At 70.3% G+C, this 964-nt stretch carries 1 pseudogene; it reads right to left on the bottom strand.

The features are described from left to right. A pseudogene (locus ACM14_RS30165) lies at nt 1-964 on the bottom strand (RHS repeat protein); the annotation flags it as partial.

The raw sequence follows: 964 nt of genomic DNA, 5'->3' as shown, positions 1-964 counted from the left end.
GCCGGATCGATGCGCGTGAGGTGGCCTGCGCTGTCGTAGTGGTAGCGCTCGATCTGGCCGTTGGGCAGTTCGCTGGCCACGATGCGCCCCTGGCCATCGCGCTGGTGGCGTTGGCGCTGGCCCAGGGCGTTGTCCACTTCGATGAGCGCGCCCCAGCGGTCGTAGTGGTAGTGCGTGCTGTGGCCCGAGCAGTCGGTGTAGCTGAGCAGTTGGCCCGCGTCGCTCCAGGCCAGCTGTTTGCTGCCGCCCTGGGCGTCTTCGATGCGCCGGGGGCTGTCGCAGGTGAGCGGCGCTTCCTGGGGGTCGGGGTAGTGGTAGCGCTCGGTGCTGCCATCGGCCTGGGTGATCTGGGTGAGGCGGCCCCAGGCGTCATATTCGTAGCCGGTGGTGGCCCCTGCGGTGTCAGTGCTTTGCAGCAGGCGGCCCGTGGCTTCGTCGTGTTCCTGCTGGGTGCTGCGCCCGTCGGGCAGTTGCACGCCGATGAGCCGGCCCTGGCCATCACGCCTGAGGTGGACGCTGCGCCCCAGCGGGTCGGTGCGCGAGGCCAGGCGGCCGAAGCTGTCGTAGGCCTGCAGCCAGCGGCTGCCATCGGCCTTGTGGTGGGCGATGAGGCGCGACAGGCCCGCTGCGCCTTCGAAGTAGTAGGTCTCGATGCGATCCAGGCTGTCGCTGACGCGGGTGGCGGCGCGTGGCTGGCCGTCGGGGCCCGGGGGCTGGGCCAGGTAGTCGAAGCGGTAGCTGAGGCCTTCCTGGTTGCTGTGCTCGATGACGCGGGCGCCGGGCTGGGCGCTCTCGTAGCGGTAGCGGTGCCAGGGTCCGCTGGCATGGCGGTGGGCGCTGATGCGGTGGTGGTCCCATTCGAATTCGCGCACGAGCTGGCCTGCGCGGTCGTGGACGGTGATGAGGTCGCCTGCGCTGCTGTAGCCGTAGCGCACGAGGGCGATGGGGGTGGACAGGGGATGCA

This window comes from Delftia sp. JD2 (assembly GCF_001682645.1).
In the GTDB taxonomy this organism is placed as follows: domain Bacteria; phylum Pseudomonadota; class Gammaproteobacteria; order Burkholderiales; family Burkholderiaceae_C; genus Comamonas; species Comamonas acidovorans.
The sequence above is the reverse complement of the archived record's forward strand: the minus strand, read 5'-3'. Positions and strand labels throughout refer to the sequence as shown.